At 66.6% G+C, this 20,370-nt stretch carries 20 protein-coding genes; 14 read left to right on the top strand and 6 right to left on the bottom strand.

Annotated features, from left to right (window positions below; genetic code table 11):
• Positions 1-165 precede the first annotated feature (165 nt).
• From MOM01_RS02890 to MOM01_RS02840, 11 genes are all read left to right on the top strand, one after another.
• A complete protein-coding gene (locus MOM01_RS02890; protein WP_241383871.1) occupies positions 166-1,542 on the top strand; it encodes an MFS transporter in 1,377 nt (458 codons plus the stop codon).
• Position 1,543: 1 nt separating this feature from the next.
• Entirely contained in the window at positions 1,544-2,344 is an 801-nt protein-coding gene (locus tag MOM01_RS02885; RefSeq protein WP_241383870.1) for an SDR family NAD(P)-dependent oxidoreductase, read from the top strand.
• A gap of 159 nt (positions 2,345-2,503) precedes the next feature.
• Complete coding sequence (locus tag MOM01_RS02880) at positions 2,504-3,445, top strand: alpha/beta hydrolase (protein ID WP_241383869.1); 942 nt, start codon at positions 2,504-2,506, stop codon at positions 3,443-3,445.
• Between the two features lie 28 nt (positions 3,446-3,473).
• The gene (locus MOM01_RS02875) at positions 3,474-4,199 is read left to right on the top strand and encodes an SDR family NAD(P)-dependent oxidoreductase (protein ID WP_241383868.1); all 726 of its coding nucleotides are present in this window, start codon (positions 3,474-3,476) and stop codon (positions 4,197-4,199) included.
• A 69-nt stretch (positions 4,200-4,268) separates the two neighbouring features.
• A complete protein-coding gene (locus MOM01_RS02870; RefSeq protein ID WP_241383867.1) occupies positions 4,269-5,918 on the top strand; it encodes a flavin-containing monooxygenase in 1,650 nt (549 codons plus the stop codon).
• Between the two features lie 71 nt (positions 5,919-5,989).
• On the top strand, positions 5,990-7,033 hold the full coding sequence (locus tag MOM01_RS02865) for a ferredoxin--NADP reductase (protein ID WP_241383866.1): 1,044 nt from the start codon (positions 5,990-5,992) through the stop codon (positions 7,031-7,033).
• Between the two features lie 191 nt (positions 7,034-7,224).
• On the top strand, positions 7,225-8,328 hold the full coding sequence (locus tag MOM01_RS02860; RefSeq protein ID WP_241383865.1) for an alkene reductase: 1,104 nt from the start codon (positions 7,225-7,227) through the stop codon (positions 8,326-8,328).
• 52 nt (positions 8,329-8,380) lie between these two features.
• Positions 8,381-9,190, top strand: coding sequence for a MaoC/PaaZ C-terminal domain-containing protein (locus MOM01_RS02855; protein WP_241383864.1), 810 nt, complete (start codon positions 8,381-8,383; stop codon positions 9,188-9,190).
• Positions 9,191-9,227: 37 nt separating this feature from the next.
• The gene (locus MOM01_RS02850; RefSeq protein WP_241383863.1) at positions 9,228-10,043 is read left to right on the top strand and encodes a mycofactocin-coupled SDR family oxidoreductase; all 816 of its coding nucleotides are present in this window, start codon (positions 9,228-9,230) and stop codon (positions 10,041-10,043) included.
• Positions 10,044-10,057: 14 nt separating this feature from the next.
• Positions 10,058-10,567 carry an SRPBCC domain-containing protein gene (locus tag MOM01_RS02845; RefSeq protein WP_241383862.1) on the top strand — a complete coding sequence of 170 codons (510 nt, stop codon included), beginning with the start codon at positions 10,058-10,060 and terminating at the stop codon, positions 10,565-10,567.
• A gap of 43 nt (positions 10,568-10,610) precedes the next feature.
• Positions 10,611-11,360 carry an SDR family NAD(P)-dependent oxidoreductase gene (locus MOM01_RS02840; RefSeq protein WP_241383861.1) on the top strand — a complete coding sequence of 250 codons (750 nt, stop codon included), beginning with the start codon at positions 10,611-10,613 and terminating at the stop codon, positions 11,358-11,360.
• Between the two features lie 75 nt (positions 11,361-11,435).
• Here MOM01_RS02840 and eutC read toward each other — a convergent pair whose 3' ends face one another.
• The 3 genes from eutC to MOM01_RS02825 form a co-directional block, all read right to left on the bottom strand.
• Entirely contained in the window at positions 11,436-12,182 is a 747-nt protein-coding gene (eutC, locus tag MOM01_RS02835; RefSeq protein ID WP_241383860.1) for an ethanolamine ammonia-lyase subunit EutC, read from the bottom strand.
• Positions 12,179-13,591, bottom strand: coding sequence for an ethanolamine ammonia-lyase subunit EutB (locus MOM01_RS02830; RefSeq protein WP_241383859.1), 1,413 nt, complete (start codon positions 13,589-13,591; stop codon positions 12,179-12,181). Before MOM01_RS02830 ends, eutC begins: the two co-directional genes overlap by 4 nt.
• Positions 13,592-13,701: 110 nt before the next feature.
• Positions 13,702-14,571: an SGNH/GDSL hydrolase family protein gene (locus tag MOM01_RS02825; RefSeq protein WP_241383858.1), complete on the bottom strand. Its 870-nt coding sequence runs from the start codon at positions 14,569-14,571 to the stop codon at positions 13,702-13,704.
• A 155-nt stretch (positions 14,572-14,726) separates the two neighbouring features.
• Between MOM01_RS02825 and MOM01_RS02820 the strand changes: the two genes are divergently transcribed.
• Positions 14,727-16,064: a serine/threonine-protein kinase gene (locus tag MOM01_RS02820; RefSeq protein WP_241383857.1), complete on the top strand. Its 1,338-nt coding sequence runs from the start codon at positions 14,727-14,729 to the stop codon at positions 16,062-16,064.
• Between the two features lie 2 nt (positions 16,065-16,066).
• Here MOM01_RS02820 and MOM01_RS02815 read toward each other — a convergent pair whose 3' ends face one another.
• From MOM01_RS02815 to MOM01_RS02805, 3 genes are all read right to left on the bottom strand, one after another.
• Positions 16,067-16,279 (bottom strand): DUF4287 domain-containing protein, encoded by a 213-nt coding sequence (locus MOM01_RS02815; RefSeq protein WP_241383856.1) that lies wholly within the window; start codon positions 16,277-16,279, stop codon positions 16,067-16,069.
• Between the two features lie 122 nt (positions 16,280-16,401).
• Positions 16,402-17,160, bottom strand: a complete 759-nt coding sequence (locus MOM01_RS02810; RefSeq protein ID WP_241383855.1) for a beta-ketoacyl-ACP reductase — start codon at positions 17,158-17,160, stop codon at positions 16,402-16,404.
• A gap of 30 nt (positions 17,161-17,190) precedes the next feature.
• Complete coding sequence (locus MOM01_RS02805; RefSeq protein ID WP_241383854.1) at positions 17,191-17,952, bottom strand: SDR family NAD(P)-dependent oxidoreductase; 762 nt, start codon at positions 17,950-17,952, stop codon at positions 17,191-17,193.
• 325 nt (positions 17,953-18,277) lie between these two features.
• Here MOM01_RS02805 and MOM01_RS02800 point away from each other — a divergent pair, with 325 nt between their 5' ends.
• Both MOM01_RS02800 and MOM01_RS02795 read left to right on the top strand, forming a co-directional pair.
• Entirely contained in the window at positions 18,278-19,576 is a 1,299-nt protein-coding gene (locus tag MOM01_RS02800) for a PPE domain-containing protein (protein ID WP_241383853.1), read from the top strand.
• Positions 19,573-20,322 (top strand): ESX secretion-associated protein EspG, encoded by a 750-nt coding sequence (locus MOM01_RS02795; RefSeq protein ID WP_241383852.1) that lies wholly within the window; start codon positions 19,573-19,575, stop codon positions 20,320-20,322. Before MOM01_RS02800 ends, MOM01_RS02795 begins: the two co-directional genes overlap by 4 nt.
• Positions 20,323-20,370 lie beyond the last annotated feature (48 nt).

Here is a 20,370-nt window from a genome sequence, read left to right as displayed (position 1 = left end):
GGACAAGACCGGGCCACATCGAATGTGAGTCGGAGATACACACGCCTCCGCCCGTCGCGGAGGCCTCGACATCTGCGAGGTCCGCTCACGAGACCCGCCCGCACCGAGTCGGAACCGAACTTCCCCCGGTGAACACACCGGAGGACGCAACCGAACAGGATCGATATGAACTCACCCGAGATCGCGGCGTCACCCAGCCTGGCCCGCAGGGCATCGCTCGCGGGCTTCTTCGGAACTGCCGTCGAGGCCTACGACTTCATGGTCTTCACCTTCCTCATCGCCTACCTGTCGCCTCTGTTCTTTCCCAGCGACAACCCCGCGGCCGGAGTACTGAGCTCGCTCGCGGTTCTCGGTACCGGCTTCCTTGCACGCCCCATCGGCGGCATCGTCTTCGGCCGGATCGGTGACCGATACGGTCGTCGCTTCGCTCTGATCGTCACGATCTCCGGCATGGGCGGGGCCACTGTTCTCATGGGCCTGTTGCCGACGCACGCCACCGTCGGAATCATGGCCCCGGTCCTACTCGTCTTCACTCGCATGCTGCAGGGATTCTTCGCCGGCGGCGAGCAGATGGGTTCGGCTACCTTCGTCACCGAGCACGCCTCCGCCAAGAACTACGGCATCCTGAGCGCGATGACACCGGTGGGCTTCGCCTTCGGTGCCGCCCTCGCTCCCCTGGCCGTCGCCCTCACCACCTCCCTGACCTCCGAAGAGACGATGGCGAACTGGGCCTGGCGGATTCCGCTCCTCATGTCGTTGCCCTTGATGCTGTACGTGCTGTACCTGCGCAAGCGCCTGGAGGAATCACCCGATTTCCAGCAGCTCGCCGGTGCGCACAAGGTTCAGTCCTCCCCCGTGCGTTCGGTCCTCACCCGGTACCCCGCGACCCTGCTCCGAGTGATCGCACTCAGCACCTCTGTACTCGCGATCGGGTACGTGGTTCCGGCATACATGCCGTTGTTCCTGCAGCAGGAGGTCGGTATGTCCCCGGGCGTCACAGCCTGGATCGCCACCGCCGGATCCACCTTCGCCATCGTCATCGGATTCGGGGCCGGCTTCCTGATCGACAGGAGCGGTCGCAGGAACACCATGATCATGGGGCTGGGCACGATACTGATCACGATGTTCCCGATCATGTACTTCATCAAGGCCACCGATGGAAACCTGATCGTCACCGCTGCCGGTCACATGCTCCTCGTCGGCCTTGCCGGGGCATCCGCCGTCCCTGTCTACGCGACGCTCACGTCGGCATTCCCTGCCGCTGTCCGCTATACCGGCGCTGCCATCGGATTCGGTTTGGGATCGGCGATCGGTGGAGGACTCGGCCCTTATCTCGCAGGGAAATTCACCGCGGTCACAGAGAATTCCTACGCCGCGTCGGGCGTCGTCGGCGCTGCAGCCCTCCTGGGCATCGTGGTGATCGCCACCATGCCGAACAGTAAGAGCAGCGCTGCACCGGAAGCCTCGCTCATCACCGGTGACACCGAATCCGCCGGCACGGATCCGGCCGAGGTGTCCTCACCGATCCCGAAAGTGGTCTGACATGCAGAACGACCGTACCGGAAGCGATCGGATAGTCGACTACCGCAGCCGATTCGACCTCACACAACGCCGTTACCTCGTACTCGGTGGCGGGCAGGGAATGGGACGGCAGGCCTCTCATGCCCTCGCCCAGCTCGGCGCCGAGGTGATCGTCGTCGACGTGGATCGGGACCGCGCCGACGCAGTGTGCGCAGAGATCGGCTCACCGGCCACACCTGAGCAGGTCGATGCCACCGACGACTCCGACATGACGGCACTGGCCGGCCGGGTCGGTGAGATCGACGGCGTCGTCGATGTCATCGGCATGGCGCGCTACGGACCCCTCCTCGACATCAGCGACGACGACTGGCGTTGGGAAGAAGGCATCGTCCTGCGTCACGCGGTGCTCGCACTCCGGCATTTCGGCCCTCGGCTACGCGACCGCGGTGAAGGATCCATCACCTTCGTCTCGTCGGTCTCCGGAATCAGCAGCTCCCCGGTACATGCTGCCTACGGCGTGTACAAAGCTGCGCTCGGCTCACTGGTCCGGTCCGCGGCAATCGAGCTGGGCCCTTCCGGAATTCGCGTCAACGCGGTGGCTCCGGGGTTCGTCGTCACGCCCCGGATCTCGGCGCTCCTCGACTCCGAGGCGCTGGAGAACACCCGCGCCCAGATACCGCTTCAGCGGTTGACCCTGCCGGCCGACGTCGCGAGCGCTCTGGCCTTTCTCGTGAGTGACCTCGCCCGGACGATCACCGGCCAGGTGATGGTCGTCGACGGTGGATCCACGAACAAGTATCCGTACGACATGTCGGGCTTCTGACCCGGTCCGACACCTCTCACGCCGACATCCCGACCGAAGGTTGACGAGTCGGTAGCCAGTGGCTACAGTTTCCCCAGCCGCAGTGATCGTGGTCACCTCCCGACGTTCCGGTCGCGGTATACCGGGCGCTTCGTTCCTACTGCACAAGGAGAGGAATCGATGTCCTACGCCGTCGATCCCGCATACCGGCCGATGATGGGAGTCCTTCCCGAACTCGACGTCTCCGATGCCGAAAAGGCGCGTGCGGTAATTGCTTCCATGAGGACGGAAGATCCGATGTCGGCCGTTCCCGCGGCCGTCGAGGTGACCCGCCGGACAGCGCCGGCGACCGACGGATCCGGCATCGACCTCGTCGTGTTCCGGCCGGAAGACCGTGCCGGCCGGCCGCTTCCCGGAATCGTCTATTTCCACGGCGGCGGATTCGTCTTCGGCGACGCCGCCACCGATGTCCGGGTTCCGTCGGCACTCGCCGCGAATCTCGGCGCGGTGGTGGTCTCCGTCAACTACCGCCTCGCGCCGGAACATCCCTTCCCCACACCGTTCCACGACGCCCACGACGCTCTGACCTGGGTTGCCGGCGACAACGACCTCGGAATCGACCCGAGCCGGATCGTCCTCGCCGGGATCAGCGCCGGCGCCGGTCTCGCCGCGGCAGTCGCACTGAAGGCCCGCGACACCGATGGTCCCGCGGTGATCTTCCAGGCACTCGACTCCCCCGTCCTCGACGACCGGCTGCTCACGACTTCTGCCACCGAGTACATCGATTCCCCGTTGTGGAACCGGCAGAACGGGATCGACAGTTGGCGTCACTATCTCGGGGCCGACGCCGACCGGAATACGACATCGGAGTACGCCGCCCCCGCCAGAGCGGTCGACCTACGCGGATTGCCCCCGGCCTACATCGCGGTCACCTCCTTCGATCCGCTCCGCGACGAGGGGATCGACTACGCCCAGCGGTTGACGCAGGCGGGCGTGCCCACCGAACTGCATCTCTACCCCGGGACCTTCCACGGATCGTCCGGAGTGTTCCCCCAGGCTGCGATCTCCCAGCGGATCGACGCCGACTACACCGCCGCCATCCGGCGAGCACTGACCAGCTGAACCACGAGCATCCCGGAATCGGAGAATCATGCCGCACCGCTTTGAAGGAAAGGTCGCGATCGTCACCGGTGGCGCACGCGGACAGGGCGAACGGATCGTCCGGACACTCGCGCGCGAAGGTTGCTCGGTCGTGATCGGTGACGTCCTCGACGACCTGGCGAAGACCGTCGCCGATGACCTCGGAGACTCCGTCGTCCACACTCACCTCGACGTGACCTCCCCGGAGGACTGGGCCGCCACTGTCGCCCTCGCGACCTCGGCCTTCGGCGGCCTCGACGTCCTCGTCAACAACGCGGCAATCTACCGCAAGCAGCTCCTCCAGGAGGAGACCGTCGCCGACCTCGACAAGGTCCTCGCCGTCAACCTGCGCGGACCGTTCCTCGGCATCCAGGCCGTCGCCCCCGCGATGCGCGCCCGCGGTGGCGGTTCGATCGTGAACGTTTCGTCGCTCGCCGGAACGACGTCCTATGCCGGGCACGGCTCGTACAGCATGTCGAAGTGGGCCCTGCGCGGGCTGACGCGGACCGCGGCGATCGAGCTCGAACCGTCGAGTATCCGGGTGAATGCGGTGCTGCCCGGCAATATTCGCACCGGCATGTCGCCGACCACCGCCTCCACCGAGGCCCCGACCGGCCTCAAGCGCCAGGCCGACCCGCAGGAGACCGCCAACGTCGTGGTCTTCCTCGCTTCGGACGACGCGTCCTTCGTCAACGGCACCGACGTCGTCGCGGACGGCGGCTCCCTGCTCGGGTAGCAATCTCCACCCCGAATTCCTCAGCAGGCCGCCTCGCGCCGCCGAAGCAGATCCGATCCTTGGAGGAACATGTCCACCTCGACCCCGGAAGCCGGCCGTACCGCCGAACGTTTCGACGTCGTCGTCATCGGCGCGGGATTCAGCGGAATGTACGCACTTCACCGTCTCCGTCGGCAGGGCCGACGGGTCGTCTGCCTGGAGGCAGGCGACGGCGTGGGCGGCACCTGGTACTGGAACCGCTATCCAGGCGCCCGCGTGGACATCGAGTCCATGCAGTACTCGTACTCCTTCGACGACGATCTCCAGCAGGAATGGTCGTGGTCGGAGCACTTCTCGCCGCAACCGGACCTCGAGGCATACGCGAACCATGTCGCCGATCGCTTCGGCCTGCGTGAGGACATCCGCTTCGAGACCCGCGTCGACGAACTGACCTTCGACGAGTCCGCGGACGAATGGCATGTCGGTACCGCTTCGGGCGACCGCTTTATCGCCCGGCACGTGATCGCGGCGACCGGCAGCCTCGACGTCTCGAACGTCCCGGACTGGCCCGGACTGGATCGTTTCCGCGGCGAGGCGTACCACACCTCGCGGTGGCCCAAGGAGGGCGTCGACCTCGCCGGCAAGCGCGTCGGTCTGATCGGTACCGGTTCCACAGGCATCCAGATCACCCCCGAGGTCGCTGCGGTCGCCGAGCACCTCACGGTCTTCCAGCGGACCCCGAACTTCAGCCTTCCCTCGCGCAACCGGAAACTGGATGCGGAATACCAGCAGGAGTGGAAGGCCAACTATCCCGAGCGGCGCAAGCAGATCCTCGGCACCCACGGCGCGGTGCTCATGAGCAATGTCGCCGAGCAGCGTTCGATCTTCGACTACACCGAAGAAGAGCGCGAAGAGGTCATGGAGCGGGCGTGGAACGCCCGGAACGGACTCGAGTTCATCCGGACGTTCACCGATACCTCCAGCGATCCGAAGGCGAACGAGATCCTCGCCGAGTTCGTACGCAACAAGATTCGGTCCATGGTCCACGACCCCGAGACCGCAGAGCTCCTGTGCCCGAAGACCTATCCGATCGGCGGCAAGCGGATCTGTATCGACTCCGGCTACTACGAGACCTTCAACCGAGGCAACGTCCAGCTGGTCGACGTACGGACCCACCCCATCGAGGAGATCACCGAATCGGGCCTGCGCACCAGCGAGTCCGAATACGACCTCGACGTGATCATCTTTGCCACCGGCTTCGACGCGATGACCGGTTCGATGCTGAGGATGAACGTGACCGGCGTCGACGGAGCGCGACTCGCCGATCACTGGTCCGACGGACCGAGGACCGTCTTCGGTCTGATGACAGCCGGTTTCCCGAACCTGTTCATGGTGCACGGCCCCGGCAGCCCGTCCGTCCTGGCGCAGATGATCACCACCGGTGAGTGGCAGGTCGATTGGATCCTGCGGACCATCGATCATCTCGAGGAGAACGAGATCTCCCGCTTCGGCGCCACTCCGGCGCAGGAGAGCGAGTGGGCGGCCGAAGTCGACACCGCCGCCTCGCGCACGATGCACTCCCGCACCGACTCCTGGTACACGGGTGCGAACATCCCCGGCAAGCCGCGGGCCCTGCTGATGTACGTCGGTGGTTTCCAACGCTATTCCGACTGGTGCACCCGCGCCGCGGATGAGGGGTACACCGGATTCGAGAAGAAGCAGCGCACATCCCTGTCCTGAATCCGAATTTCGGATCACACAGGCGAATTCACGAGAACGACGTAGTCAACGGAGAGCGCAGGCAACCGAGAGTGAACACCGTGCACACCGTCGGTGTCGGATACGAACTGACCGTCATCGACGTCATCGAAGAGACCCCCGATTCGAAGTCGATCGTCCTGCGCACGCCGGAGAACTCTCGTGAACTGTTCGCGTACCGGCCCGGCCAGTTCCTGACCGTCCGGATACCGAGCGACCGCACCGGGCATGTCGCCAGGTCGTATTCGCTGTCGAGCGCTCCCGGCATCGACGACGAGTTGAAGGTCACCGTCAAACGCACCGCCGGCGGTTACGGTTCGAACTGGTTGTGCGACAACGTCGAACCAGGTAGTTCCCTCACCGTCCTGCCGCCCTCGGGCCGCTTCACGCCGGCGGATTTCACGAGCGATTTCCTGCTGTTCGCGGCAGGCAGCGGCATCACGCCGATCATCTCGATCCTGAAGACGGCCCTGCTCCGGTCCGACCGGTCGGTCGTTCTCTTCTACGCCAATCGCGACCGCAACTCGGTGATCTTCCACCGCGAACTCGAGGGTTACGCCGCGAAGTTCGACGACCGTCTGACGATCCACTACTGGTTCGACGACGTGCACGGCATCCCTCCACGTGAGAGGTTCGCGGCACTGGCGGCAGAGCACACCTCACGTGAGGTGTTCGTCTGTGGCCCCGCGCCGTTCATGGACGGCGTCGCCGAAGGGGTGCGAGCGGCAGATGTTCCCGCTGAGCGTTTCCATCAGGAAGTGTTCGTGTCGCTTTCGGGCGACCCTTTCGAAACACCTCGGCCCCTCGTCGACGACGATCCCGCTTCTGCGGTCGACACGGTCGTGCACCTGGACGGTCGGTCACATCGGTTCGAGTGGCCGAGCGGCAGTACGCTCGTCGACGTGTTGCTGGATCGCGGTGTCGACGTACCGTTCTCCTGCCGATCGGGTGAATGTGGATCCTGCGCATGCACAGTGAGGTTGGGCACGGTCGTGATGGAGAAGTCGGACATCCTCGATCCGTCCGATATCGCCGAGGGGTACATCCTCGGATGCCAGGCACGTCCCGACTCGGGTCCGATCGAGATCGAGTTCTGACCCCGGGCAGGATGTGTTGACGCTGTCGCAGCCAAAGGCTACAGTGATCCCCATCACGGCCCGTTCGAGTGAGATCTGTTCTATAACAATACTTTCCGTCGCGTATCGATCTCCGGACACCACGGTCCGGTCGAGTTCCGCGCCGCGGCCGTGAACAAGAGTCGTAGACCTCCTCCAGAAAAGAGACAGCGTTGACTCGGTTGTTCGACCCCCACCGGCTCGGTGAACTCGCCCTCGACAATCGTCTCGTGATGGCGCCCATGACACGGGCACGGTGCATCGACACCATCCCCACCGCGGAGACGGCGGAGTACTACCGCCAGCGGTCGACCGCCGGACTCATCATCACCGAAGGCACCCCGATCTCTCCGGAAGCACAAGGCTACGTGTACGTCCCGGGCATCTGGTCGCCGACACAGGTCGCCGGTTGGCGCACCGTCACCGACGCCGTCCACGGCGAGGGCGGACGGATCTTCGCTCAGCTCTGGCACGTCGGCCGGTTGTCGCACGCCTCCCTCCAGCCGGAAGGTGGACAACCCGTCAGCGCAGGCGCCGTACCTGCTCCGGAGAGCAAGATCTTCGCGTCGGACGATAACGGGCATGTCGGATTCGTCGACGTCAGCGATCCCCGTCCACTGAGCACCGAGGAAGTCGGTCGCGTGGTCGACGACTTCGCCCGTGCGGCAGCCAATGCCGAAGTGTCCGGCTTCGACGGAGTCGAGTTGCACGGAGCCAACGGCTACCTGTTCGAACAGTTTCTCAACCCCGCGACCAACACCCGCTCCGACCGGTACGGCGGCTCCTTCGGCGATCGCGCCCGGTTCCTGCTCGAGACGGTCGACGCCGTGATCGACGTGCTCGGCGCCGACCGGGTCGGGATCCGTCTCTCCCCGTTCAGCGAATTGTTCGACATGCCTGCCTATCCCGAGGCAGCAGAGACCTATCTGTACCTGGCCTCGGAGTTGTCGCGTCGCGACCTCACCTACGTCCACCTCATCGACCAGCGGCCCTCCGACAGTCGGCTCCTCGGCACCGACTTCCTCACGGCCTTCCGTGCCCGGTTCCGGGGAACGATCATCCTCGCCGGCGGAATGACCCAGGAATACGCCGACGAACTGATCGAGCGGGACCTGATCGACCTCGCCGCCTTCGGACAACCGTTCATCGCGAACCCCGACCTCGTCGCACGCCTGCAGCACGGGTGGCCGCTGACGGCACCGGACCCGAACACCTATTACGGCGGCGGCGCCGAGGGCTACCTCGACTACCCGCGATTCACCCCGGCGACCGTGTGACCCGACAGATCGATCACAAACACGCCGACAACAACCGAACGGAACTCCATCGATGAACGACACGACGTCGACCCCCACCCGGTGGCGTGGCCTCGACCTGGGCACCCGAGTGGTCGGCTACGACGAGCGCGACGCCGTCCTGTACGCGCTGGCGGTCGGTGCCCACGCCACCGACCTCGACCTGGTCTTCGAGGACCGGCTCCGCGTTCTGCCCACCTTCGCCCTGACCCTGGCACAGTGGGCTCCCGATGCACTCGGCGCTCTCGGGGCGTTCGACACGAAGACCGCTCTCCACGGTTCACAGAGTCTCGACGTGCTCGCTCCCCTCCCCCGGTCCGGCGAGATCACGTTGTCGGCACGGGTCGGTGAGTTCTGGGACAAGGGCCGTGCCGCGATCTTCGATGTGGTCGTCGAGAGCGACTACTTCGTGGCCACCTGGTCGCTGTTCGCACCCGGCGCCGGCGGATTCGGTGGCGACCGCGGCCCCTCGGCACCGTCCACGCCCGAGGCGGATCCCACGGTGGTGGGCACGCTGACGACCGATCCGGATCAGGCCGCGCTCTACCGGCTCACCGGCGACCGGCACCACATCCACATCGATCCCGACGCCGCAGCACGCATCGGGCAACCGCGCCCGATCCTGCACGGGATGTGCACCCTCGCGGCGACCACTTTGCCTCTCGCAGACATGCTCGGCGCCCACCCGGCCGACCTGAAGGCCCTGTCCGGCCGTTTCGCGGCACCCGTCTTCCCAGGCGACACCGCACAGGTCCGCGCGTGGGGCGACGCGACCGACGCGCGCTTCGACGTCACGACCGACGGCGGTGCCGTCCTGACCGGTGGCCACGCATCCTTCACCTGATCCCGACCACAATCACTCCTGTTCAGAACGGAGCATCATGACGAGCACACGCCGCTTCGATGGCAGGATCGCGTTCATCACCGGAGCCGCCCGCGGACAGGGCCGCGCCGAAGCCGTCCGGCTGGCGAGCGAAGGCGCCGACATCATCGCCGTCGACATCTGCAAGCCCCTCGAATACCCCGCCTATCCCGGCGCCGGCCCGGACGATCTGGCCGTGACCGTCAAGGAGGTCGAAGCACTCGGCCGGCGCATCATCGCCCGCGAGGTCGACGTCCGTGACTTCGACGCACTCGACCGGGCACTCTCCGAGGGAGTCGCCGAACTCGGCGGCCTCGACGTCGTCGTCGCCAACGCCGGTGTCTGCACCGCCGCCACGACCTGGGAGCACGCGCTCGAGCAGTGGCAGGAGACCATCGACATCAACCTGACCGGGGTCTTCCACACCGTCAAGGCAGCCGTGCCGATCCTGCTCGAGCAGGGCCGCGGTGGTGCCATCGTCATGACGAGTTCGGTGGCAGGTCTGCGCGGATTGCCGTTCGTCGCCGCCTACTCGGCCAGTAAGCACGGAGTCGTCGGGCTGTGCAAAACCCTGGCCAACGAACTCGGGCAGCACCGCATCCGCGTCAACACCGTTCACCCCGCCGGGGTGACCACCGACATGCAGCCCGTCGAGATGCAGCAGCTGATCGCCGACCACGCCGACACCCTCGGCCCGATCTTCATGAACGCCCTGCCGGACGCGGCGACCGACGCGGAGGACATCGCCGGCACCGTCGCCTGGTTGCTGTCCGACGAAGCTCGTCACATCACCGGAGCTCAGATTCCGGTCGACCTGGGAACCCTCATCCGCTGACCACAGGAGGTCCGATGACCGAACTATCCATCCCCCACTACGATTCCGCTACCACCGTTCGCTCGATCGAAGTCGAGATCGACGCACCCCCGAGTGTCGTCTGGGAGGTCCTCACCGACCTCGACAACTATCCTCACTGGAATCCGTTCTGCATCAACGTGAAATCGACACTGGAAATCGGCGCGCCCGTGGAGATGACGCTGACCGACTATTCGGGCGCGACAGAGACCTTCCCGTACACCGAGTACGTCTGCGCGGTGGTGCCGGAACGCCTGCTGTCGTGGGAACTTCGGCCCACCGAGGTCTCCGCGCAGGCCGCCCGACGCGATCAGGTCATCGAACCGATCGACGAGACCCGGTGCCGCTACTACTCCACCGACGCCTTCCTCGGCGAGGAAGCACACCAGATCATGGCAGACAGCGGTGCGTGGGTGAAGCGCGCCTTCGACGACACCGCTGTCGCACTGAAGGCACGCAGCGAGGCGCTCTACACCGAGCGCGGCCTTCGTTCGCCCACACCATGACACGCACCGACCGTTCCCCGGCACGACCACCAGAAAGGCCGACATGTCACACCGCATGCAGGACAAGATCGTCATCATCACCGGCGCCTCCTCCGGCCTCGGCCGCGCGACCGCCGAATTGATGGTCGCCGAAGGCGCTCGTGTGGTCATGGCCGACATCAACCAAGAGGTCGGCGCGGCCGCAGCGCAGACGATCGGCGCCGACTTCATGCGTACCGATGTCGGCAACCCGGCCGAGGTCGAGGCCCTGGTCACCGAGACCGTCGCCCGGTACGGACGGCTCGACGTGATGTGCAACAACGCCGGCGTCCACGCCGCCACAACGCTTCTCGAAACGACGAACGACGACTTCGAACGCATGGTGGCCGTGAACTTCGGCGGCATCTTCTACGGCACGCGAGCGGCAGGCCGGGTCATGGCGGAGCAAGGATCCGGCGTCATCGTCAACACGGCCTCGAACGGCGGGTACCTGCCCACCGAAGGGATGGCGGTCTACTGCGGCACGAAGGCGGCAGTGGTCGCGATGTCCAAGGCCTGCGCACTCGAACTCGCTCCCCGAGGCGTGCGAGTGAATACGATCTCACCCGGGACGATGCTGAGCGGCATGGTTCCGGACGTGGAAGGCATCGTCGAGATCCTCGACAAACTCCAGCCCATCGGATACGCCGCGAATCCGTCCCGGATGGCCACGGGAATCCTGTATCTCGCCTCGGACGACGCCGACTATGTCACCGGGCACGACCTGATCGTCGACGGAGGTGCCACTGCAGGCCGGGTCGCTGTCGGAATCTGATTTCGACCGAAAGCAGCTCCGCGGGAAAGGAAGCGGGCCGACGTTTCCGGATCGGGCATAACGTACGAACCCGCTCTACAGCATCGTCCGATCCGGATCGGTCAGCGCGGGGTCCCGCGAGGTGTCCTTCAAGGCCACCCCCGAGGCTCCCAGCTGTCGCGCACCGTTCACCAGTGCCGCGACGACACGCGCGGCGTGTTCGTAGCTCATCCCGTCCGGTGGGTGGATGTTCGACACGCAGTTGCGTTCGGCATCGCTGCGCCCCGGCTGTGGGTGGTGGGTCAGATATACACCGACGCTGTCGGCCACCGAGAGACCGGGGCGTTCGCCGATGATCACGAGCATCGTCGAGACGCCGAGCTGTTCGCCGATGTGGTCGCCGAGCGCGACACGGGCCTGCGTGGCGATCACCGGTGGCGCAACCGTCAGTCCGGGTAGCGCGCCGGTGATCGCCGCGAGCAGATCTGCGCCGTGGGCCTCCAGGGCCGTGGACGACAACCCGTCGCACAGCGCGACACCGAGATCGGTGTCCGTGCGTGGGAGCACCGTTCCCTCGGCGAGTTGCCGGCCGAGATCGGGTCGCCGCAGATACGTACTGCGATCGCCCGCTGCGCTTTCCACGATGGACGGCTCCCCGAGCCCGAGTCTGCGCAGTCGGTCGGCCAGAGCGGGCGCGTCGAGCGGCACGTGCACGGCGTCGCGGGCTTCCGCATGTGCTGCCACGAACTCCAGATGCCGGCGGGTCGGGATGCCGTTCCCTGTGCGTCCGAGTCCGATTCGAGCCTGGGTGTGCCGGCGCAGTTGGTCCCACAGGTCGCTCACAGGGCACCTCCGAGCGCCCGGAGAGGAGATGTCCCGACGTCCACCGGCACGATGCGACCGGCGTCGTCCGCCATGCCTTGCCTGCGCAGCCAGTCCTCGAACTCCGGTGCCGGTCGTAGATCCGCCACCTCCCGCACGTACAGCGCGTCGTGGAAGGACAGCGACTGATAGCCGAGCATGACGTCATCTGCCCCCGGCACGGTGATGACGAATGCTGTTCCGGCGACGGCCAACAGGGTGAGCAGAGTGTCCATGTCGTCCTGGTCCGCTTCGGCATGGTTGGTGTAGCAGACGTCCACCCCCATCGGCAGCCCGAGAAGCGTGCCACAGAACTGGTCCTCGAGTCCTGCTCGGATGATCTGCTTTCCGTCGTAGAGATATTCGGGACCGATGAACCCGACGACCGTGTTGACGAGCAGCGGATCGAATCGACGCGCGATACCGTAGGCGCGTGCTTCGAGAGTCTGCTGGTCGACGGGTCTGCCGCCGGTTCCGATGTGGGTTCCGGACGACAACGCCGAGCCCTGCCCGGTCTCGAAGTACATGACGTTGTCGCCCACGGTTCCCCGCTGCAACGACCTGCCCGCCTCGTTGCCCTCCCGCAGCAACTCGAGGTTCACACCGAAACTGCGGTTGGCGCCTTCGGTGCCGGCGACGGACTGGAACACCAGGTCGACAGGTGCTCCCTGCCCGATCAGGTCGATGATGGTGGTGACATGGGTGAGCACACACGACTGGGTGGGGATGTCGAAGCGTTGCCGGATCTCGTCGAGCAGGTATAACAGGTCGGCGACAGCGTGCGGCGAGTCGCTCGCCGGGTTGATGCCGACCACCGCGTCGCCGCATCCCATCAGCAGACCGTCGAGGACGGACGCGGCCACCCCGCGTGGATCGTCGACGGGATGGTTCGGTTGCAGACGTGTCGCGAGCCGACCGGGCAACCCGATGGTGGTGCGGAACGCGCTGGTCACCCTCGACGCGCGGGACACCGCGATCAGATCCTGGTTCCGCATGATCTTGCTGACGGCAGCCACCATCTCCGGCGTGAGCCCCGGGGCGAGCGCCGCGAGTGTCCCGGCCGGATCCGGCCGGGACGCCACCTCGAGGAGGTGGTCGCGCATCTCGCCGACGGTCATGTGCGACACCGGGGCGAATGCCGTCGAGTCGTGGGTGTCGATGATCAGCCGCGTCACTTCGTCGGTCTCGTACGGGACGACCGTCTCGGTGAGGAAGGTGGTCAGCGGAAGGTCCGCGAGCACGAGTTGCGCGGCAGCGCGTTCGGCGTCGGAGGTGGCGGCGCATCCGGCAAGTTCGTCACCGGAGCGTCGTGGGGAGGCTTTGCCGAGCAGGTCGACGAGTCCGTCGAACTCGTAGTTCGCCCCGCGGAGGCACTGTCGGTATGTCGTCATCGGAGTCTCCCGCGCAGGACCGGTTCGACGGATGTGGGCACGCAGTGGAGTGCAGCATTGCACTTTTTCGCCGCCGTGTCCGCCGAGTGTCGCGGAGGAAACGTGAGCGACTATCCGGCTGTCCGGTGCACGACCTCGACCACCCGCTGCGCCATGTGCCGCATGCCCGCGGCGGTGGGATGCAGCGCCCTCGCCAGTGAGAGCGAATGCCGCCCCTCGTACCAGCGTTGCTCGGAGGGCGCGCACGCATCGTGTCCCCGAGCGCCGACCGTGACATCGACGAACTCGGCACCCGCCGCGGCTGCGGAGTTCGCCAGCACCCCGTTCATGCGCGAGAAGAAGTTCGTGACGAACACCGCGTCGGCATCGCTGGTGGGGATGTTGGGCCAGCAACCGCGATTGTCGAACACCCCGCCGTGCCCGACAAGCAGGACGCGTGCGCGCGGAGCACGCTGCTGAACGGCAGCGAGAGTCGCAGTGACCTTCGGTCCGAGCGACCGGAGCGCGGCATCCATGCGCGAGACCGTGCCCGGATCGGTGCGGCACTGCGCGTCCCCGCCGGGGAGTTCGGTGTAACACGAGGAGACGAGATCCGACCACCGGACGTCGTTCCCACCGATGCTCAGTGTGACCAGATTCGTGTCCGCGGTGACGGAATCGATCTGGGGAGGGACGGGGCCCACCGAAGTCGGTTGGGGAACCGACGTCACGTTCTCGGTCCGCGCACCGGTGCACGCCACATTCGTGAACGCCACCGCCTGCAGTGAACCCGCCACGAGGTTCGGATATCCCGCGTCCGCGCGGGCACAGCCCCCGATCATGGCTGCTGCGTCGAGGTAGGGTCCGGCCGCACGCGAGTCGCCGAGGGCGACGTAGCGCATGCCTTGGTCAGCACCCGGGTCGCTCATCGCGGTTACCGGCCACACCATCGATGCAGCTGCCACGCCGGCGACGATCCCGGCCCGCACTGTTGCCTTCATTCCGACCTCCGCCAGCTTTGTTCTCACAGCGTGAGATCGGCGCGGATCACAACCACGTTACGAGTGCGGGGTGCACCTCGGGGGCGAAACTCGAAACAATGCCTCTTCACCAGGGCACATAGCCCGATATTGCCTCGAACCGCTACCGTCGAGCTGTGACCGTCCACAAGGTTCTCGGCAGCCGTTACGAGCTGAGCGGCTTACTCGGCGTGGGCGGCACCGGAGAGATCTACGACGCGTGGGACACCCGGCTCCAGCGACCGGTCGCGGTCAAACTGCTCCGGCCCGAGGCAGGCGGCAAACCGGACGTGCGACGCCGTTTCGAGGTCGAGGCACGGGCCGCCGCCGCGCTGAGCCATCGCTGCATCGTCGCCGTGTACGACACCGGCGAGCACGACGGACGCCCCTACCTCGTCATGGAGAGACTCCGGGGACGCACCCTCGCCGACGACATCGCGCGCGGACCACTCCCCGCCGGCCGGGTACATACAGTTCTCGCCGATATCCTCGGAGCCCTCGTCGTTGCCCACGCCGCGGGGATACTCCACCGCGACATCAAACCGGCGAACGTGCTGATCGAGGAGAACGGTGACGTGAAGGTCGCCGACTTCGGTATCGCGAAGAGCGTCGGAGACGACCTGACACGTACCGGCGAGCTCGTGGGGACCGTTGCGTATCTGAGCCCGGACCGGATCACGGGCCACCCGGCGTCGGTGGTGGACGATCTCTACGCCGTCGGCATCGTCGGCTACGAAGCACTGTGCGGCCGAAGACCGTTCGCCGGTGACAACATTCTGGCTCTGGCGCGGGAGATCACCCACGGAGAGCCGCAACCACTCGCCGACGTTCGCCCGGACGCACCTCCGGGACTCGTCGCGGTGATCGAGCGGGCGCTGTCGCGGGATCCTTCCGACCGTTTCGGCAGCGCGCACGAGATGCTGGCGATGCTGCAGGGCCCCGGCGACCACCGGGGCGCGGTGACGACTCGCCTCCGTGCGAGTGATGCCGTCGACGCCGAACCGCTCGCGACGAATAGCCCCGTGCACGAGGGCCGGCCCCGCGGAGTCCGCCTCGCAGTGGGCCTGACCCTCATCGGCGCGATGGCCGTGGGTGGCATCGCAGTCGGTTTCGGGCGCGACACGGGCACCCCGCTCGAGGCGACGCCCGGGACACGCATCCCTGGCACCTCCGCTTCGGCGCCTCAACGCGTCCCGATCACTCCCGATCCTTCGGCGCCCACCGCGTCAGTGGGCGTTCCGGTGAGCACTGTCATCGAGACACCGGAGGTTCCGCCGGTCGTACCCGGCCCCGCGAACACTCCTGCCACACCGCCGACGAATACCGGACCCGGCTTGTCCGACAACGGTTCTCGCCCGGGCAACCGAAACGGCAATTCCGAAGGAAACAACGGAAACAACGGCAACGGCAACGGCAACGCCGGGAACCGAGGGAACAACGGCAACGGCAACAACGGGAACGGGAACGGGGGCTGACGTCAGTCGGCCGTCTTCTCCTTCAGGGTGTGCGCCACAAGAGCGTTGGCGTGCCCATGGCCCATACCGTGTTCCTGTTTGAGCCAGTTCACCAGTTCCATGTGTTTGCCGAGATCCGACGCGCGGATCATCGTCTTCCATTCCTCGATCGGACGGCCGTACTTCTGCTCGATCGACGGAAAATACGACTCGGGCCCCTTGACCTTCTCGCTCATGCCGGAAGCGTATCCGCGGCGACCGACAGGCAGAGCGATTCCGCTCGATATCGATCGAAAAGTACTGCGGCGCCGCTCTCCCGGATCAGGAGAAGGCGGCGCCGCAGCAGTACGGAAGAAGGTCAGTCCTTCGGGCCACCGGCCACGTAGATGACCTGGCCGGAGACGAAGCCCGCACCCTCGGAAGCGAGGAACGATGCGGTATGCGCGATGTCCTCGGGCTCACCGACGCGCGCGACGGGGATCTGCGAGGCGGCGGCCTTCTTGTAGTCCTCGAACGACGCGCCGACGCGTTCGGCGGTGGCGGCGGTCATCTCGGTGGCGATGAAGCCCGGGGCGATGGCGTTCGCGGTGACACCGAACTTGCCGAGTTCGATCGCGAGGGTCTTGGTGAAGCCCTGCATGCCGGCCTTCGCCGCGGAGTAGTTGACCTGGCCGCGATTGCCGAGCGCCGACGTGCTCGACAGGTTGACGATACGACCGAACTTCGCGTCGACCATGTAGCGCTGGACGGCCCGCGTCATGAGGAAGGCACCACGCAGGTGCACGTTCATGACGGCATCCCAGTCGTCGACGGTCATCTTGAACAGCAGGTTGTCGCGGGTGATGCCGGCATTGTTGATCAGTACCGTAGGCTCGCCGAGTTCGGCGACGACCTTCTCGACCGCAGCCGTGACGGATTGTTCGTCGGAGACATCGGCGCCCACGGACAGCGCCTTGCCACCGGCGGCCTCGATCGCGGAAACGGTGTCCTTGCATGCAGATTCGTCGAGATCGAGAACGGCGACCCGATATCCGTCATCGGCGAGGCGCTTGGCGACTGCCGCACCGATACCGCGTGCGGCTCCGGTGACGATGGCAGTGCGGTCCTGTGTGCTCATTGCGTTCCTCCGTAAGGGTGGGTGGTGACGTCAGGTGATGGTGAGTCCGCCGTCGACGGCGATGGTCTGGCCGGTGACGTAGGCGGACGCATCGGACGCCAGCCATACCGCGGTGGCTGCGATCTCCTCGGGGTCTCCAGTGCGACCGAGAATGATCCGCGGCTTCATGGCATCGAGATAACCGGGCTGGTACTCGTCCGTCATCTCGGTGTGGAAGAAGCCGGGGGCGATGGCGTTGACGCGGATCCCCTTCCGTGCGCCCCACTGCTGCGCCAGGTCCCGGGTGAGGCCGATGACACCGGCCTTGCTGGCCGAGTAGGCGGCCTGGGGCAGACCCGCGGTGGTGAGGCCGAGAATCGACGAGATGTTGACGATCGCGCTGCCCGGCTGCATCACCCGGCCCGCAGCCTGTGCTGCCCAGTAGGACCCGTTGAGGTTGATGTCGATGACCTGCCGGAACTGGTCGGGTGTCTCCCTGGTGGCCGGCACGGCCGTGCCGATCCCCGCGTTGTTGATGAGGATGTCCACCCGGCCCAGCTCCTCGACTGCCCGGTCGACCATGCGCTGCGCCTGTTCGGGATCGGCGATGTCGGTCTCGACCGTGACGGCCTGCCTCCCCGCCTCCCGGACCAGCTCGGCCGTCTTCTGCAGGCGGTCCACCCGGCGCGCGGCGAGCACGACGTCGGCTCCCGCCTCTGCCAGCCCTCGGGCGAAGGCGACACCGAGGCCCGACGAGGCACCGGTGACGATGGCGACGCGGCCGTCGAGACGGAAGCGGTCGAGCACGGACATAGGTCATCTCCTTGCTGTGGCGGGCCTACAGAGACTGTATAGCCGACCGCCACCTCGTCCACAAACAAGCCGCAGCCGAAATTATTGGACAACAGCATCTTTCAGAGCCATGACCTAACTCTGCCTTCGGCATTTCCTATGCCCGCGACGAGTGTCGGCCCGCTTCTAAGCGCTTGCTTATCGTGCGATGCGGTAGCGGGCTTGTCAATACCGATCAGTGCGTTAGCATCGTCGCCACCATCGGATCGGGGGGTCTACGTGGGCAGGGGGATATCGCGCCGTCGGCTTCCCGAGACACGAGCACAGCGAGGGGGAGCTGTCTGCCATGTCCACCAACGACAACATCGCCGACCGGTTACTGATGTCTCTCGGAGTCGACGCCCCGATACCCGACTCGGTGTCTCGACGGCAGGCGAACTACGACAGGCTGGCCGCCCGTGTCGAAGCCGGTGTGGATGCCGAGTACATCGCGGCCTTCGAGAACTTCCACGGCATGGAACATGCCGACATCTACCGGCTGGCGCAGAGCATCAACCCCGTCGCCATGACGACGCTCGCCACCGAATGGGCCGAATTGGGAAAGGGATTCAGCTTCACCGTCGCGTGGGGCACGCTCATGATCCGCTCGTTGATCGCACAGCACTGGGAGGGCGCGGCAGGTGAAGCCGCAGCCGCCGCGACCCTGCGCTTCGGGGAATCCGCCCAGCAGTTGTCCGATGCCGCACGCGCGACCGCGGAGAAGCTCCGCGTCGCCGCCGATGTCGGGGAGCGAGTGCGCTCGTCCGTTCCCCCTCCGTCGGCGAACACCTCCCTGCTCCTGCAGGCACTCGATCCCGTCGCCGCCGCCGAAGCCGCGCGCCACGAGGAAGCTGTCCGAACGCAGGCCGTTCGGGTGATGGAGGCGCTGTACAAGCCGTACTACCGCGACTCCGGCACAGCCGTTCCGGTACTGCCTTCGCCGTTCGCCACCACCACCGATCGCGCCGGCGACACCTTGACACCCTCCGGATACGGAGCTTCGGAGATCGAGGGTTCCCGCGCGTCCGGAACACCCACGAGGTTCGCCGGAGAGGCCGGAGAGCCCCTCCGCACCCATGGACCCGGCGCACCGGGAATGCCCGGCGAAGCCGAAAACCGTACGGCCGACCCGCAGCCGGGCGAGACCGTCGGCGGCACAGCTGACGACACCGTAAAGGCGGGCAGAAGCAGCCCTCACGAGCCTGCCCCCACCACACCCGCATCCACCGCATCGCCTGCGGACCACGCCCCCGGCCGATCGACCGGTCAACCGTACGGTTCGCCTTCCTCTACGGTCGGGGGAAATGGGGGCGGCGGCCTGCCGGGCTCGGGTGGATCGGGAGGAGCGCTCTCCCCCGCGAGCCCCTCGCCGCTCGTCGCAGGAGCGCCACCCGCCGGTGGCGGCTCAGCGGGGCAACCCGCGACGCGCGGCGGTGGGGCCCGACCGTTCGGCATGATGCCCGGCATGATCCCGCCCGCCTCGTCCCGCAACGACGAGCAGGACAAACGCGTGGCGAGTTATCTCGTCACCGACGACCACGGACACGAACTGATCGGGGCACTGCCCGACACCGCCCCGCCCGTCCTGGGAGCCGATCCGCTGTGAACCGTCGTCTCACCCTCGACAGATTCCTGGTGGCGTGGACGACCGCGGGCGGGGACGACCTGCCCTTCCCACTGCACTACCGCACCACCGCGATGTGGGAGGACGAGCACGTCGCACACCTGCGGGCGGCCCGAGCGTGGCACCGCGAGTCGCCCGATCCGGCCCTCGAACACGCCGTACGGACTCTGCTGACCGGCGAGGTCGCCGTGGAGATCTACGGCCGTTCGGCCGATCCCGCGAACGACGTCTTCGCCCGGGCCGCCATGGCCGGCGACCGGGCGGTTCTCGTCCGCCAGGACCCCCTCGCTCGCGACATCCACCTCACCACGACCACCACCGCCCTGATCGCAGAGGCCATGCTCGACCTGCTGCCCGCCGTCGCGGCAGGGCGGGAACCGGCCCGGGTTGCGGCCGGCCGCGAGGTGCTCGAACCGTCCGCGACCGGCAGCGTGCGCCGCTCCGCCGGTGACACCGGTGCCGAGTCGATACGCCGACTGCTGCACCGCGAACGCTCGGCCACCGGCAGCATCCGGATCCTGACGTACTCGGATCCGGGACACGCTCCCGTCACCGACATCGGCTGGTTCGACGTCGTGGACGACGGACGGTATCTGTTCCTTCCCGGCCCCGACATATCTGTCGTCCCGGGCACCACCGAGGCGTTCCGCCGGGAACTGTCGACGCAGGTGCATCGGCTTCGCGGGGTGCCACGCACGCAGCGGCGCGGGGTGATGCGGCCGCACTGACGATCGTTCGCGTCGTGTCCCGAGGGTGCCGGTCGACTAGGCTGGCGA

Source organism: Rhodococcus sp. CH91 (assembly GCF_022554085.1).
Lineage (GTDB): Bacteria > Actinomycetota > Actinomycetes > Mycobacteriales > Mycobacteriaceae > Rhodococcus.
Note: the sequence above shows the minus strand (reverse complement) of the source record. Positions and strands in the feature narration are given on the sequence as shown.

Excerpts from the sequence above, each read along its gene's own strand:
- MOM01_RS02890 (WP_241383871.1), top strand. The coding sequence starts at position 166 with ATGAACTCACCCGAGATCGCGGCGTCACCCAGCCTGGCCCGCAGGGCA.
- MOM01_RS02885 (WP_241383870.1), top strand. The coding sequence starts at position 1,544 with ATGCAGAACGACCGTACCGGAAGCGATCGGATAGTCGACTACCGCAGC.
- MOM01_RS02880 (WP_241383869.1), top strand. The coding sequence starts at position 2,504 with ATGTCCTACGCCGTCGATCCCGCATACCGGCCGATGATGGGAGTCCTT.
- MOM01_RS02875 (WP_241383868.1), top strand. The coding sequence starts at position 3,474 with ATGCCGCACCGCTTTGAAGGAAAGGTCGCGATCGTCACCGGTGGCGCA.
- MOM01_RS02870 (WP_241383867.1), top strand. The coding sequence starts at position 4,269 with ATGTCCACCTCGACCCCGGAAGCCGGCCGTACCGCCGAACGTTTCGAC.
- MOM01_RS02855 (WP_241383864.1), top strand. The coding sequence starts at position 8,381 with ATGAACGACACGACGTCGACCCCCACCCGGTGGCGTGGCCTCGACCTG.
- MOM01_RS02850 (WP_241383863.1), top strand. The coding sequence starts at position 9,228 with ATGACGAGCACACGCCGCTTCGATGGCAGGATCGCGTTCATCACCGGA.
- MOM01_RS02845 (WP_241383862.1), top strand. The coding sequence starts at position 10,058 with ATGACCGAACTATCCATCCCCCACTACGATTCCGCTACCACCGTTCGC.
- MOM01_RS02840 (WP_241383861.1), top strand. The coding sequence starts at position 10,611 with ATGTCACACCGCATGCAGGACAAGATCGTCATCATCACCGGCGCCTCC.
- MOM01_RS02830 (WP_241383859.1), bottom strand. The coding sequence starts at position 13,591 with ATGACGACATACCGACAGTGCCTCCGCGGGGCGAACTACGAGTTCGAC.
- MOM01_RS02825 (WP_241383858.1), bottom strand. The coding sequence starts at position 14,571 with ATGAAGGCAACAGTGCGGGCCGGGATCGTCGCCGGCGTGGCAGCTGCA.
- MOM01_RS02815 (WP_241383856.1), bottom strand. The coding sequence starts at position 16,279 with ATGAGCGAGAAGGTCAAGGGGCCCGAGTCGTATTTTCCGTCGATCGAG.
- MOM01_RS02810 (WP_241383855.1), bottom strand. The coding sequence starts at position 17,160 with ATGAGCACACAGGACCGCACTGCCATCGTCACCGGAGCCGCACGCGGT.
- MOM01_RS02805 (WP_241383854.1), bottom strand. The coding sequence starts at position 17,952 with ATGTCCGTGCTCGACCGCTTCCGTCTCGACGGCCGCGTCGCCATCGTC.
- MOM01_RS02800 (WP_241383853.1), top strand. The coding sequence starts at position 18,278 with ATGTCCACCAACGACAACATCGCCGACCGGTTACTGATGTCTCTCGGA.